Origin of the sequence: Micromonospora sp. NPDC005413 (assembly GCF_040606435.1) — a bacterium.
Lineage (GTDB): Bacteria > Actinomycetota > Actinomycetes > Mycobacteriales > Micromonosporaceae > Micromonospora.
On the sequence record NZ_JBEXEV010000027.1, the window covers coordinates 71,950 to 85,996 of the forward strand.

Genomic DNA, 14,047 nt, shown 5'->3' on the forward strand with positions numbered 1-14,047 from the left:
GAGCGGTGGGCCCGGGGAGACCCGGGTTCACCGCTCGCCCGTACCGGCCAGTTCCCCGCGCTCTGACGGCAACCCGCCTCAGTAGGCGACCAGGGCGATGAGCAGCGACGACACCGCACCGGCCAGAAGCACGACGCCGGTGCCCAGCCCGACCACCGCACTCACCGCCACGGCACGGGCCCTCGCGACCGGAACCGCCGCGACCGCCACGACGGTGACCAGCGCGGCGACCAGGTGGATCAGCGGATAGCCGAGCAGCGCCGCCACCGGGAAGAGGTGGACGCCCACGACAAGGGCGATCCAGGGGGCGATCAGCTCACCGCGCCGCAGCCGGGCCAGCAACCCGGCGCCGACAGCGGCAACCGCGAACTCGACACCGACGACGATGCCGAAGGTTCGGCTGGTGTCGGCGTCGAACGCCGTGCCGTCCGACCAGTGACTCCAGGCGAGGAGCGCTCCGGCGACGGCGGTGAGCAGCGACAGAACCGAACCAGCGATGAGCACCGGCCGCCACGGCTTCGGCGGCGCTTCCTGAGCCCAGCCGAACCAACTGGAGGCGAAGAACCCGAAGACGAACGCCGTCGCCGCCGCGTCCCGGACATGCTCGGTAATCATCTGCGCTCCCCTGAATACCGCCTGGCTCAGCCACTGTCTTCGCCTCTGTCGGCCACTTCGTCGCGCAGCGGCCAAGGACGTGGGTAGATACTGCCCTAGAGGTCCCGACGCCCCACGCCGCGGTCCGGCGTCTGCTCCCGCCGGGCGTTCTGCTGCGCCGACTGGATCACACCCTGCCGTCGAGGGTGTTGATCGTGCTCGAACACGGAAGTAGTGGCCTCCCTCGCCGACGGAGACCACTACTTCCTGGATCGAGCACGATCATGAGGCGCGAGCTAGCCGCGTCCGATGTCGTTCACGCAGCGCAGCACCGGGCGGGCGGCGAGGGCTGTGGCGTCCAGCGGGGTGTCGGCCTGCACGGTGAAGGTCGTCGACTCGCCTGGCAGCAGGGTGACCAGGGCCTTGTCCACGAAGGCGGTCGGGTCGAGCCGGTCCGCGAAGAGCGTCAGGTCGCGCAGCACCGTGCCGGCCGTGACCCGGACCCGCTGCCCGCCGTCGACCCGCTCGACCGACGCCTCCCATGCCGCCGACGGCCAGTCCACGTCCCGGTCCTCGGCAAAGAACCAGAGTGCCCGCTCGGCGCTCTGGCCCGCCTCGGCGACCAGCAGCTCACGCCGGGCCTCCTCCGGCCGGGTCAGCTCCGCCGGCAGCGCCAGCGTGACCGCCGAGTACGCGGGGACGGCCAACTCCATCGTCGTCTTCGCCCGGGGCTCACCGGTGAGGGTCAGCCGCGTCACCGTGGCCGACGCCCGCCAGGGCGTACCGCCGTCGTTGACCGCGACCAGGGCCAGGCCGCCGGCGCGGGGTTGCACGGTGAGCAACCGATCGGCGTACGCGTGGCGCAGCGCGTACCACAGGGGTTTGCGCCGGCCGTCGCCGTCGACGGCCGACCAGGACGTGACCGGCCAGCAGTCGTTGAGCTGCCAGACGATGGTGCCCGCGCAGACGCCCCGGTGTGAGCGGAAGTGCTCCACCCCGAGCTGGATCGCGCGGGCCTGGTTGAGCTGCGTCAGGTAGTGCCAGTCGTCGAAGTCCGCCGGGGCGGGCAGATGCGCGTCCAGGCCCCGCTGGAGCTTGGCGTCACCGTCGGCCGCCTTCTGGTGGTGCGCCATACCCGGCGAGTCGTGCGCGAGAGGTTCGTCGCTCAACGCCCGACGCAGGGTGGCGTACGCCGGTGGGGCCTGGTAGCCGAACTCGGCGACGAAGCGTGGGACGTACTCCCGGTATCTGGTGTAGTCGTCGGTGTTCCACACGTCCCAGATGTGGGTGGTGCCGTGCGCCGGGTCGTTGGGGTGGATCGCCTCGGTGCCCGACCAGGGGCTGCCCGGCCAGTAGGGGCGGGTCGGGTCCAACTCGCCGACGATCCGGGGCAGCACGTCCAGGTAGTAGCCGCGACCCCAGGTGCGCCCGGCGAGGGCCTGCTGCCAGTCCCAGTCGCGCCAGCCCCAGATGTTCTCGTTGTTGCCGGTCCAGAGCACCAACGACGGGTACGGAGCCAGCCGGGTCACCTGCTCGACGGCCTCGGCGGCCACCTCGCTGCCGAACGGCTCCTCCTCCGGGTAGGCCGCGCAGGCGAAGAGGAAGTCCTGCTGAACGAGCAGCCCGCGTTCGTCGGCGAGGTCGTAGAAGTCCGCCGACTCGTACCGGCCGCCGCCCCAGACCCGCAGCAGGTTGATGTTGGCCGCGGCGGCCTGGTCGAACCGCTCGGCCAGCCGCTGGCGGGTGATCCGGGTGGGGAAGACGTCGTCCGGGATCCAGTTGACCCCGCGTACGAAGACCGGGACGTCGTTGACCGACAGCGCGAACGGGGTGCCGTGCTCGTCTTCGGTGGTGTCCAGTCGGACCGTGCGGAAGCCGATCCGATGGGACCAGCTGTCGAGAATGTCGCCGTGCGGTGCGTGCAGGGTCACCTCGATCGGGTGGCGCGCCTGCTCGCCGTACCCCCGGGGCCACCAGAGCGCGGGCTCGGCGACGGTGAGGGTCAGCACGGCCGTGCGCTGCCCGGCCGGGACGACCACGTCGGCGCGGGCGCCGGCGACGGTGGCCCGGACGGTGAGCGGGACGTCCGCGACCCGCTCGACCTCGACGTGCAGCTCGACCCGGCCGTCGCAGCCGTCCATTGTGACCAGTGGGCGGACGCTGGCCAGCCGGGCGGTGGACCAGGCGTGCAGGCCGATCTCCTGCCAGATGCCGGCGGTGACCAGGGTCGGCCCCCAGTCCCAGCCGAAGTTGCAGGCCATCTTGCGGATGAAGTGGAACGGCTCCGGATAGGCGTTGGGCCGGTCGCCGAGCCGCTCCTGCTGCGCTTCGGCGTAGCGGTACGCGGAGTCGAATGCGATGACCAGGTCGTTGTCGCCGTCGTGCAGCAGTGACCGGACGTCGAAGCGGTAGCCGCGGTGCATGTTCTCGGTGCGGCCGACCTCGACACCGTTAACGGTGAGCGTGGCGACGGTGTCCAGGCCGGCGCAGACCAGGTCGACCCGGTCATGGTCGCCCGGCTGGTAAACGAAGGTGGTCCGGTAGCTCCAGTCGGTGCGCCCGATCCAGGCCAGTGCCAGCTCGTTGTCGTCGAGGTAGGGATCGGGAATCAGCCCGGCGTCGAGCAGGTCGGTATGCACCGCACCGGGCACGGTCGCCGGCACGACCCGCCCGGCGATCTCGGCCGGCACCTGCGCTCCGGGTGCCGCCCGCAGGGTCCAACCGTCGTGGAGTGCCTGTCGGCTCAAGACTTCACCGCACCTTCCATGATTCCGCGGACGATCTGGCGTCCACCGATGAACAGCATGATCAGCAGGGGGATGGTCGCCACGAACGCCCCGGCGAGGACCCGACGGTAGATGACGTAGTTGCCGCTGGCCAGATCGGAGATGGCCACCATCGAGGTCGGGTAGTCGGTGCCACCCAGGGTGATCAGCGGCCACTGGAAGTCGTTCCAGGTCGCCACGAAGGTGAGGAGGCCGAGCACCGCGAGGGCCGGCCGGATCGCCGGCAGGACGATGGATCGGTAGACCCGCATGGTGGTCGCCCCGTCCATGCGGGCCGACTCGATCAGCTCGTCGGGCACGGTGTTGAGGATGAACTGCCGCATGTAGAAGACGCCGAACGCGGTGACGAGGCCGGGCACGATGACGGCCAGCAGGGTGCCGTTCCAGCCCAGCTTGCCCATGACGATGTACAGCGCGACGACGCCGAGCTGGTTCGGCACGGTGAGGGTGAGCACCACGAACAGCATGAGCCAGCGGCTGCCGGCGAAACGCAGCTTGGCGAACGCGAACCCGGCCAGCGAGCAGAAGAACAGCATCGAGGCGGTCACCACCGTCGAGACGATGACGCTGTTGATCAGCGAGGCGGCGAAGTAGACGTCCTGCAGCGAGAAGACCTCGTCCAGGTTGACCAGGAACTTCTCGCCGGGGATCACGGCCGGTGGGATCTGGGCCAGGGCCTCGTCGTCGCTGGTGGCGATGACGAACATCCAGTACAGCGGGAACGCCGCGAAGAGCATGGTGGTGGCCAGCAGCAGGTACGTCCCGATGCCGGCCGGGGTGTCCTGCGGGGCGCGGCCCATCAGGGCGGCCCGTCGGCGGCGGCTCTTGGTGGCCGGCGGTGCGGTGTCGACGGCGCTCACCTGGATCGCCCTCCGGAGAGTCGGTTGGTCAGCAGGGTGTTGATACCGGCCACGACCAGGATGATCAGGAAGAGCGCCCAGCTCATCGCGGCCGCGTAGCCGAGGTTGAGGTCCTTCCAGCCGACCTTGTAGATCAGCTGGGCGATGGTCTGCCACTCGCCGTTGGGTCCGCCGGTCGCGGCCTGCGCGTTGAGGTCGAACAGCATCGGCTCGATGAAGAGCTGGAACCCGCCGATGGTGGACAGGATGACGGTGAAGACGATCACCGGCTGGATCATCGGCACGGTGATCCGCCAGAGTTGACGCCACGGGCCGGCCCCGTCGACCGCGGCGGCCTCGTAGACGTCGCGCGGAATGGACTGCATGGCGGCCAGGTAGAGCAGGGCGTTGTAGCCGATCCACTTCCAGTTGACCATCGTGGCGATGGCGATCCAGGCGTGCATCTTGTCGGCCCGCCAGTTGATCGGAGCATCGTCGCCGATGCCGAACAGGCCGAGCACCCAGTTGGCCATCCCGAAGTCGCGGGAGAAGAAGACGCTGAACACCATCGTCGAGGCGACGATCGGGGTGACGTACGGCAGCAGCACGCCCACCCGCCACCAGGTCTGCGCCCGCAGCCGGCGGTTGAGCAGCGACGCCACGATCAGCGCGAGCAGCAGCTGCGGCACCGAGGAGAGCAGGAAGATGCCGAAGGTGTTGTAGAGCGCGTTCCAGAAGTCCTCATCGCCGAAGAGCTGGCGGAAGTTGGCCAGGCCGGCCCAGCCGGTCAGTGTCGGGTCGTCCAGCCGGTAGTTCCGCAGGGCGATGACGCCGTTGAAGATCAACGGGAACAGGCCGAAGACCAGGAAGATCAGGAAGAACGGCGCGATCAACACGTACGGCATGTAGCGCGTGTCGAACCGGTACAGCCGATCGCGCCAGCTGAGCCGGCGGTGGTCCGGGTCGGTGCCGTGGCCGTGCCGCCCGTCGGCGGCGCGGCGGCCCGGCGACGCGGGGGCGGCGCGGGTGGTGGACATCGGGACGCTCCAGGGCCGAAGAGACGGGGTACGCGCGCGTGGCGCGGGGGCGACCTGGTGTCCGGCCGACCCCCGCGCCGACGGGCTCAGGACTTGCTGGCCTTCTCGGCTTCCTTGAGCGCCTCGGCCCAGGCGGCCTCGGGCTTGAGGGTCTTGTTCTGCACCCGGATCAGCACGTTCTCCACGGCCACCCGGGTCGGGCCGTTCTTCTTGCCCAGGTACTGCGGGGTCAGACCCTGCGCCATCTTCGGGAAGATCTGCCCGACGGGCGCGTCGGTGAAGAACGGGTTCTTGAAGTCCGCGATCGCCGGGTCGCTGTAGAGGGCCGGTTGGGACGGCAGGTTGCCGACCTTCTTGAAGATCTCAATCTGCTGCTCCGGCTGGACCAGCCACTCCAACAGCTTGTACGCCTCGTCGATGTTCTTGCTCTGCTGGGGAATCGTCAGGAACGAGCCACCCCAGTTGCCGCCGCCACCGGGCACCGCGGCGATGTCCCACTTGCCCTCGGTGCCGGGGGCGGTGTCCTTGATGTGCCCGAGCATCCAGGCCGGGCAGGCGAGCACCGCGAAGGAACCGCTGGTGAAGCCCTTGTCCCAGTCGGCCTGGAAGCTGGCCAGGTTGGCGGAGAGGTCGGCCTGGATGGCCTTGATGGTGTAGTCGAAGGCGATCTTCGGGCCCTGCTCCATCTGGAGCTGGTCCTGCTCGTTGTAGAAGCCGACCGGCTGCTGGCCGAGAATCGGGTTGAACAGGTTGCTGCCGGCGTCGATGAACTTCTTCTTGCTCTGGGCGGTGTACTGCTGGCCGACCTCGATGAACTTGTCCCAGGTGGGCCAGAGGGCCGAGACCTTGTCCCGCTCGGTGGGCAGCCCGGCGGCCTTGAACAGGTCGGTGCGGTAGCACATGGCGAGGCCGCCGGTGTCGGTGCCGAGGCCGATCTGGGTCTTGCCGTCAGCGGAGAGCGACTGCTTCCACTTCCAGGCCAGGTATTTGCTCTCGTACGAGCCGGCGCCCTTGTCGAGCAGGTTGACGAACTTGTCCGACTGGCTGCGGAACTGCACCATGAAGCCCTCGTCGATGGCGGCGATGTCCGGCGCGCCGGAGCCGGCGACGAGCTTCTTCTGCAGGTCCTCGTGCTGGGCGTTGTACTCCCCGGAGTTCAGCTGGATCTTGACGTTCGGGTTGGCCGCCTCGTACTTCGTCTTGAGGTCCTGGAGGCCGAAGTCGCCCCAGAAGTTGATTTTCAAGGTGACCTGGCCATCCGCGGCGCCGGAATCCTGTCCGCTCTTGCCGCTGCACGCGGCCACCAGGGCAAGACCGACCGCGCCCACGGCGACGGTGCGGGCCCACCGTTTCCAGGACCTTTTCATGTCATCCTCCGAACACGTGGGAACGCTCCCGACATCGAGAGACGTTGACTGAACCGGATAAGTGAAGCCACCGTACGGTCCGGTCTCAGGAGTGTCAACGGCCGGTTAACACAGCGCTCAATCGATGCACAGAAAGACCCTTGGGAGCGCGAACAGGCGTGGTGGAGCGGTTTATGCCACAGCTCCGCGCAGCGCGCGGCAGGTCGACGCCAAGGACGCACAGGTACGCTGAACCGTGCAAGTAATGGGCATCCGTCTATCGTGGACAGTCGACCTGCCGCACCGTTGCGCTAGGTTGAGGACGCCGCCGACCAGCTGACCAGGTCAGGTCGTCGTCGCGACAGCCAGGAGACCCGACCTCCCCGAGGCCGGAAAGTGGAGGAGCATGCCGGTGAAGCGGCCGACCATCGCCGACGTCGCCCGACGCGCCGGGGTGTCCAAGGGCGCCGTGTCGTACGCGCTGAACGGGCAGCCCGGCGTCTCCGAGGCCACCCGGCAACGCATCCTGGCCATCGCCACGGAGATCGGGTTCAGCCCGAGCAGCGCCGCCCGCGCCCTCTCCGCCGCCGCCGCGGGTGCGGTCGGCCTGGCCCTGTGCCGACCGGCCCGGATCCTCGGCATCGAGCCGTTCTTCATGGAGCTGATCAGTGGCGTCGAGGCCGAACTCTCCGCCCGCTCGTACGCGCTGACCCTCCAGGTGGTGGCCGACCATGACGCCGAGATCGCGGTCTACCGGCGCTGGTGGGGCGAACGGCGGGTGGACGGCGTGCTCGTCTGCGACCTGCGCACCGACGACCGCCGCATCCCCGCACTCGAGCAGATCCAACTACCGGCGGTGGTGATCGGCGGGCCCGGTGGCACCGGTGACCTGGCCAGCCTCTGGTCCGACGACGCCGCCGCGCTGACCGAGACGGTGGAATACCTGGTCGCGCTCGGGCACCGACGGATCGCCCGGGTGGGCGGCCTGCCCGACCTGCGACACACCGAGATCCGCTCCGACGCCTTCGGGGCGGTCTGCCAGCGGCTCGGCCTGGTCGACGCGGTCACCGTCTGGTCCGACTACACCGGCGAGGAGGGCGGCCGGGCCACCCGCCGGTTGCTCAGCTCCGCCCAGCGGCCCACCGCGGTCATCTACGACAACGACGTGATGGCCATCGCCGGGCTCTCCGTCGCCCAGGAGATGGGGCTCACCGTGCCGGGCGATTTGTCCATCGTGGCCTGGGACGACTCGCCGCTCTGCCGCCTGGTGCACCCGCCGCTGACCGCCCTGGGCCGGGACATCCCGGCGTACGGCGCGCACGCCGCCCGGCAACTGCTCGCCGTCATCGCGGGACAGCCCGCGACCCGGGTGCAGGACGAGACGCCGCACCTCACACCGCGTGGCAGCACCGCACCACCCCGGGAGAGGTGAACCGGTTCACCAATTCAGCGGGACGTCGACGGAAACTCCTCGAAGTACGCCTCGACCCGCTCGGCTGTCGCCGGACGGGCCAGCGCGAAGCCCTGCCCGTACCGGCAGCCGCCCCGACGCGCCCCCTCGACCTGGGTCGACGACTCCAGCTCCTCGGCGACGATCTCCACGCCCAGCCGCTCGCCGACGTTGACCACCACGTCGATCAGCGGTGGCTGCCCGTCCGGCCGTGCGCCCACCAACTCGGGGCCCACCTTCAGCAGATCGATCGGCAGCCGACGGAGTTGGGCCAGCGAGGCGTGCTCGGCCCGGAAGTCGTCCAACGCGGTGCGTACGCCCAGCGACCGCAGCCCGGCCAACCGGGCCACCACGGTCGGCAGGTCACCGGCGATCCTCGGCTCGCTCACCTCCACCACCAGCCGCTCCGGCGGCACCCCGTAGGCAGCCAGCACAGCCGACGTGCGCTGCACGAAGTCGGGGGTGGTCAGCTCCCGGGTCGTGACGTTGACCGCCATCCACAGCTCCCGGACGCTCACCGACCAGTTGGACAGCTGCCGGCAGGCCCGATCCAGTACCCACCACTCCAACTCGCCGACCAGGTCCAGGTCCTCGGCGACCGGCAGCAGCTCGGCCGGGAGCACCGTGCCGAGCACCGGGCTGCGCCAGCGCAGCAGCGCCTCCGCGCCCACCGGCTGCCCGTCGGCCAGGTCGAGCACCGGCTGGTACACGAGATCCAACTCGCCACGCGCCACCGCACCGGGCAGCTCGCGTTCCAGGTCGAGCCGGCGAACCAGCTGCTCCTCCAGGAACGCGTCGTACCACTCGACCCGGTCCCGGCCCAGCTGCACGGCCCGCCGTCGAGCCAGCTCGGCCTGACGAAGCACGTCCGCCGGCCCGGCACCACTCACCTCGGCCAGCCCGATGCTCGCCTGCACGCGCAGCACCGAGCCGGCCAGCCGGTAGGGCGGACTGAGCGCGGTCAACAGCCGGGTGCCCAGCGCGTACGCCAGCACCGGTCCGGCGGCGGTGACCACGGCGAAGCCGGCACCCGTGCACCCGGTGACCAGGTCGCCGGGGGCGATGACCGCACGGACCCGGTGTACCGCCTCGGCCAGCACGTCCTCCCGGGCCGTCGGGCCGAACCCGTCGGTGCCGTGCAGATCCACCAGCAGCAGCGCGCCGGTCGGCGCCGGCACGTCGCCGATCGCGGCGAGGGCGTCCAGCAGGGCCGCCCGGTCGCCCGGACCCCCTCCTCGGCGGTTGAGTGCCGACCAGGCGGCATCGCCATCGGGCGACCAGGTCGACCCGACACCGTCCGGGGTGGCCGGACCACCCGGATCTCCAGCGGGGCCGGGATGGCCGTGCTCGGGCGGCCCGGGTGGATGCTCTGACGTGCCCTGCCAGCGTGGTTGCGCCGCACGGCGGTGCCGGACCGCCCGGCCGGCGCGTCGGCGGTGTGCGGCAGGCCGTTCGGGGATGGACGCGTCACCCGCCCGCAGCAGCTCGCGCAGCACAAACGGCGGCACCGCCGCCAGGGCCAACAACACACTCGTCCGATCCGGTGCGCGGCCGGCACCCAGGTGCAGACCCGCCGCCAGCAGCAGCACCGCCGCGGGGAGCACCGACCGGGGCCAGGCCGCAACGATCAGCTCCGCCGGCTCCGCGTCACCCACGTCCGCCGCGTCGGCCGCACCGACCGCGACAAGCAGCATCCCGAACACCAACGGGGGTACGGCCAGCAGGGCCACCCGCCCGGCTGGCGCGGACGGAAGCGTGGCCAACAGCGCCAGACCGCCCAGGGTGAGCAGGACGCCGCCCCGGCAGACCACGGCGCCCGAGCGTCGCCCCGGCCCGGTGAACGCGTTGAGCGCGGCCATGCCCAGCCCGCCGAGCGCCAACGCGGCGACCAACCGGGCCGGCACCGGCAGACCGTCGCGGGGCAGCAGCAACCAGCCGGCGAGGGCCAGACCGACGGCCGGGCCGGTCGACTCGACCAACCGGTGCAGTCGGAAGCCGGCCGAAGGCCTCGTCCGACCGGGGAGCCGGCGCAGCCCCGCCACGGAGAGGGCAGCCACGACCAGCGACCCGACCAGCACGGCGGTGCGGTGCCCGATGTCGGCCAGGGGCAGCACGACGGCGGTGAGACCGGCCGTCACCACCGCCGCGTCGAGAAGCACACCCGCCGAACGCGGTGACGGATCGGTGGAGCGCCGGGTGGCCAGCCGGGAGAGCCGCACCCCGGCGAGCGTGGCGCCGGCACCAGCGGCCAGCGCGATCACCACCGGGGCCGGGACCAGGTTGGCGGCACCGGCGAGGAGGAGCAGCGCCACCGCCGTGGACGTGGCGGCCTCCGGTGCCGCCCGGCGGGGGACGAGGACGCGGAACGGGTACGCGAGGAGCACGGCGGTCGCCTTCGTGAGGGGGCACTGGGGCGGTACGACGGTGCGGGACAACGGACGTTGCGGGTCCGCTGCCCAACAACTGGCAACGATCGGCGGCCGAATTGGTTACGTGTCGGTCACCCAGGGGAGACAATGACCCGTGTCACTGTACGGCGTACCGCACCGTGCTGGCACCGCCCGCCGCGTGCCGGACCGGCCGGGGGTGGGATCATCGGAGGGTGAGTAAGCCCGACACGGTCCGCTTCCGGTACAACCAAGCCATCCTGGTCGCCGCGGTCATCGCCTTCATCGGTGCCCTGCCGCTGGCCAACGCCCGGGCCTACCTGCTGCCGGTGCTGCTCGTTCCGCTCGCCGTCGCAGTGTGGGCCTGGCGGGCCGGCACCGACGCCGACGCGCGTGAGCTGCGCGTACGGGCTTTGGCAGGGCAACGCCGGATCGACTGGGACCAGGTGCTTGAGCTGGCCACCGACCAGCGCGGACGGGCGGTCGCCCGGCTCGACGACGGCCAGCAGGTGGTCCTGCCGGCCGTCCGCGGCGCGGACCTGCCCCACCTGATCTCGGCCACCGGCCAGACGCTGCCCCAACCCTCGGCGGAAACGCCGGGTCAGTAGCCGTCGACCACCGTGTTGATCAGCGGCTGCCCGGCGGCGAACCGGCGAACCTGATCACCGACCAGTCGGTAGGCCCGCGGCAACAAGCCCCGCACCGACCCGGCCACGTGCGGAGTGAGCAGCACGTTCGACATCGCCCAGAGCGAAGAGTCGGCGGGCAGCGGCTCGGGGTCGGTGACGTCCAACGCCGCCGAGATCCGACCGGTGCCCAGCTCGGCGACGAGCGCTTCGGTGTGGGCCACCGGCCCCCGGGCGGCGTTGACCAGCAGCGCCCCGTCCGGCATCGCGGCCAGGAACTCCTTGTCGATCAGGCCACGGGTCTGGTCGGTGAGTGGCACCAGCACCACCACCACGTCGGCCTCGGGCAGCAGCCGGGGCAGCTCCTCGACGCCGTGCACCCCCTGCTCGGGGCGGGCCGTCCTCGCGACCAGGGTGAAACTCACCTCGAAGGGGGCGAGCCGGTCGCGCACCGCGGTGCCGATCGCACCGGCGCCGATGATGAGCACCCGCTTGCCGGTCAGCTCGTCGGTCGGGGTGTTCCCCTCGTACGCCCAGCGCCGCTCGGCCTGCGCCCGGACGAACGCCGGGAACGCCCGCAGCTGGGCAAGGATCGCGGTGACGACCCACTCGGCGGTGGACGGGTCGTGCACGCCCCGCGCGTCGCAGAGCGTGACACCCGGCGGCGTCCGGCCGGCCCAGGTGTCCGCCCCGGCGGAGAGCAGCTGCACCACGGCCAGGTCGGGCAGCTCACGGAGCAACGCGGTCGCGTCCGTGCCGCCCAGGAACGGTGGCACCCAGACGCGGACGTCGGCCACCTCCGAGGGCAGCCGGTCGGCGTGCTCGACGACCTCCACCGTCACGTCCGGGGGCAGCTCGCCCATGAGGTTCAGGCCGGCCTGGTGTGGGATCCATACCTTCACGTCCGCCGACGATAGTCCCCGACGCGGGGGCCGGTGCGGGCACCGCGGCCAACTGGCGTCCCGGGGGATGGCGCGCGGGGCCGGGGCGGGCGAGACTCGGCACACCGATGTTCGATCCGGGCCTGGACGAGGTATAACGAAGGGTCGGAGGGTAGGTCGGCCTCCGCCCCAGCAGACAGGTGCTCGATGACCGACGGCTCCCCCGCCACCGCCTGGCGGCCGATCGCGCCCCCTCCGGCGCTCGGCGACCCGGCGCGGTTGCGCGCGCTCGCCGACACCGGGCTGGACGCCACCCCGGACGAGGCGTTCGACAGGTTCGCCCGGCTGGTCAGCGACCTGCTGGACGTTCCGGTCGCGCTGGTCTCCCTGGTCTCCGCGGACCGGCAGTTCTTTCCGGGCGCGTTCGGGTTGCCGGAGCCCTGGTCGGAGCGGCGGCAGACCCCGCTGAGCCACTCGTTCTGCCAGCACGTGGTCGACATCGAGGTGCCCATGGTGCTGCCGGACGCCCGGCTCTACCCCCGCGTCCGGGACAACCTGGCCATCGAGGACCTCGGCGTGGTCGCGTACGCCGGGATGCCGCTGACCGACCTGTCCGGCCGGGTGCTCGGCTCGCTCTGCGCCATCGACAGCAAGCCCCGCGCCTGGACCGCCGCGCAGCTGCGGACACTGGCCGACCTGGCCGCCGCCTGCTCGTCGGAGCTGCGACTGCGGATCGCGCTCGACGGGGCGCAGGAGGCACGGCGGCGGGTCGTGCAGGCGCACGAGCGGCTGGAGCTGCTGGCCGGGGTGAGCGAGACGCTGGCCGGCACACTGGACGTGGGCACCGCGCTGCGCCGGCTCGCCGCCACCATGGTGCCGCTGCTCGCCGACTGGTGTCTGCTTACCCTGATCGGGCCGACCGGCCTGCCCCGCGAGGTGGTCTCGGTGCACCACGACCCGGCCCGGGCGGCGGACGTCGACCGCTTCGGTGCGCTGCTGAGCACCGGGCTGAGCCCAGAGTCGATGATCCGGGCGGTGCTCCGGACCGGCCAGCCCCGGCTCGGCAGCGTGGCGTCCCTGGCCGACGTGACGAGGGGCACCACGAACCCGGAGATGGCGTTGATCGCCGGCCGCCTGGGCATCGCCTCCTACCTGAGCGTGCCGTTGCGCGGCGTCGGGGGCACCGTGCTGGGCGCGATCACCCTCGTCAACGGCTCCGAGCGTCAGCAGTTCGACGACCGTGACCTGCTCACCGCGGTCGACATCGGCCGCCGGGCCGGCCAGGCCATCGGCAACAGCTCGATGTACGGCGAGCAGCGGCACGTCGCCGAGGTCCTGCAACACAGCATGCTGCCGCGGCTGCCGGTCGTCGGCGAGCTGGAGCTCGCGGCCCGCTACCAGCCGGCGGCCGACCGGGTGGAGGTGGGCGGTGACTGGTACGACGCCTTCGTGCAGCCCGACGGCGACGTGATCGCGGCTATCGGGGACGTGGCCGGGCACGACATCGAGGCGGCGGCGACCATGGGCCAGCTGCGCAACCTGGTGCGGGGCAACGCCTTCGGCAGGCCGGACACGGTCGGGGAGCTGATGAGCAACCTGGATGGCGCGATCCAGGGCCTGCGGCTGCCGATCGCAGCCACCGCGACGCTGGTCCGGATCTGCCCGCAGAACGCCGGTGTCCACGAGGTGACCTGGTCCAACGCCGGGCACCCACCGGCCCTGGTGGTCCGCTCCGGCGGGGCGGTCGAGGCCCTTGAGGCGACGCCGGAGCCGCTGCTCGGCCTGGCCCGACCGTCAACGCGGACCAGCCAGTCGACCCACCTGGCCACCGGCGACACCCTGCTGCTCTACACCGACGGGTTGATCGAACGGCGAGACCGATCCATCGACGACGGGTTGGCCGAGCTGGTGGGCCGGCTGACCGGCACCCACACGCTGCCCCTCGACGAGCTGTGCGACCTGCTGCTCGCGTCGATCCGCCACCGCGAGGACGACACCGCGTTGCTGGCCGTACGGGCACGGTGAGCGGTCCACCCGCCGGGACAACCGCCACCCGTCGGATCCCGACGGGCCCGGGCGGGCCGTACGGCGGGCTACCCTG

General features: G+C 71.5%; 10 protein-coding genes. 3 read left to right on the forward strand and 7 right to left on the reverse strand.

Annotated elements, in window-relative coordinates; genetic code table 11:
- Positions 1 to 78 precede the first annotated feature (78 nt).
- The 5 genes from ABZS37_RS24235 to ABZS37_RS24255 form a co-directional block, all read right to left on the reverse strand.
- Entirely contained in the window at positions 79 to 615 is a 537-nt protein-coding gene (locus ABZS37_RS24235) for a hypothetical protein (protein WP_355172421.1), read from the reverse strand.
- A gap of 275 nt (positions 616 to 890) precedes the next feature.
- The gene (locus ABZS37_RS24240) at positions 891 to 3,341 is read right to left on the reverse strand and encodes a glycoside hydrolase family 2 protein (protein ID WP_355172423.1); all 2,451 of its coding nucleotides are present in this window, start codon (positions 3,339 to 3,341) and stop codon (positions 891 to 893) included.
- A complete protein-coding gene (locus ABZS37_RS24245; protein WP_355172468.1) occupies positions 3,338 to 4,180 on the reverse strand; it encodes a carbohydrate ABC transporter permease in 843 nt (280 codons plus the stop codon). The genes ABZS37_RS24240 and ABZS37_RS24245 overlap by 4 nt, the downstream gene beginning before the upstream one ends.
- Positions 4,181 to 4,236: 56 nt before the next feature.
- Positions 4,237 to 5,256 carry a sugar ABC transporter permease gene (locus ABZS37_RS24250; RefSeq protein ID WP_354997078.1) on the reverse strand — a complete coding sequence of 340 codons (1,020 nt, stop codon included), beginning with the start codon at positions 5,254 to 5,256 and terminating at the stop codon, positions 4,237 to 4,239.
- 86 nt (positions 5,257 to 5,342) lie between these two features.
- Entirely contained in the window at positions 5,343 to 6,623 is a 1,281-nt protein-coding gene (locus tag ABZS37_RS24255; RefSeq protein WP_355172425.1) for an extracellular solute-binding protein, read from the reverse strand.
- Positions 6,624 to 7,008: 385 nt separating this feature from the next.
- On the opposite strand from ABZS37_RS24255, the gene ABZS37_RS24260 reads away from it, so the two are divergent.
- The gene (locus tag ABZS37_RS24260; protein WP_355172427.1) at positions 7,009 to 8,034 is read left to right on the forward strand and encodes a LacI family DNA-binding transcriptional regulator; all 1,026 of its coding nucleotides are present in this window, start codon (positions 7,009 to 7,011) and stop codon (positions 8,032 to 8,034) included.
- Positions 8,035 to 8,048: 14 nt separating this feature from the next.
- On the opposite strand, the gene ABZS37_RS24265 is transcribed toward ABZS37_RS24260, so the two are convergent.
- Positions 8,049 to 10,436 carry an EAL domain-containing protein gene (locus tag ABZS37_RS24265; protein WP_355172429.1) on the reverse strand — a complete coding sequence of 796 codons (2,388 nt, stop codon included), beginning with the start codon at positions 10,434 to 10,436 and terminating at the stop codon, positions 8,049 to 8,051.
- A gap of 218 nt (positions 10,437 to 10,654) precedes the next feature.
- On the opposite strand from ABZS37_RS24265, the gene ABZS37_RS24270 reads away from it, so the two are divergent.
- Complete coding sequence (locus tag ABZS37_RS24270; RefSeq protein WP_355172431.1) at positions 10,655 to 11,047, forward strand: PH domain-containing protein; 393 nt, start codon at positions 10,655 to 10,657, stop codon at positions 11,045 to 11,047.
- Here the strand turns inward: ABZS37_RS24270 and ABZS37_RS24275 are convergent.
- Positions 11,041 to 11,967 carry a 2-hydroxyacid dehydrogenase gene (locus tag ABZS37_RS24275; RefSeq protein WP_355172433.1) on the reverse strand — a complete coding sequence of 309 codons (927 nt, stop codon included), beginning with the start codon at positions 11,965 to 11,967 and terminating at the stop codon, positions 11,041 to 11,043. The genes ABZS37_RS24270 and ABZS37_RS24275 overlap by 7 nt on opposite strands.
- A 186-nt stretch (positions 11,968 to 12,153) precedes the next feature.
- Between ABZS37_RS24275 and ABZS37_RS24280 the strand changes: the two genes are divergently transcribed.
- Complete coding sequence (locus ABZS37_RS24280; protein WP_355172435.1) at positions 12,154 to 13,971, forward strand: SpoIIE family protein phosphatase; 1,818 nt, start codon at positions 12,154 to 12,156, stop codon at positions 13,969 to 13,971.
- The last annotated feature ends 76 nt before the right edge of the window (positions 13,972 to 14,047 follow it).